Here is a 442-nt window from a genome sequence, read left to right as displayed (position 1 = left end):
CCGCCTGGGTGACATTGGCGAAGTACTACAGAAGCACGCGGAAAAGAACGGCTTCTCGGTGGTGCGCGAATTCTGCGGCCATGGTATCGTCAAAGTGTTCCACGAAGAGCCGCAGATTCTGCACTACGGCCGTGCTGGCACCGGCATGGAACTCAAGGCCGGCATGACCTTCACCATCGAACCGATGATCAACCCGGGCAAGGCCGACACCAAGGTGTTGGGCGACGGCTGGACCGCCATCACCAAGGACCGCAAGCTCTCGGCCCAGTGGGACCACACCCTGCTGGTCACCGACACCGGTTATGAGATCTTCACCCTGCGCGCCGACGACACCATCCCACGCGCTTCGTCCTGAAGGCTGCCCAGGTTTTCCCACAGCGTGTGGCGACTGACTGATAGATAGAAAGGCAAGCCGACCGAGTCCCACAGCTCGACAGACCGC

1 protein-coding gene is annotated in these 442 nt (G+C 61.1%); it reads left to right on the top strand.

Features of this window, described 5'->3' with window-relative positions; all coding sequences use genetic code 11:
- Positions 1 to 355, top strand: a 355-nt coding sequence (locus JMV15_RS28050) for a M24 family metallopeptidase (protein WP_201492006.1), incomplete at its 5' end; no start/stop codon positions are given.
- Positions 356 to 442 lie beyond the last annotated feature (87 nt).

Source organism: Pseudomonas paracarnis, assembly GCF_904063055.1.
GTDB classification, from domain to species: Bacteria; Pseudomonadota; Gammaproteobacteria; order Pseudomonadales; family Pseudomonadaceae; genus Aquipseudomonas; species Aquipseudomonas paracarnis.
The sequence above is the reverse complement of the archived record's forward strand: the minus strand, read 5'-3'. Positions and strand labels throughout refer to the sequence as shown.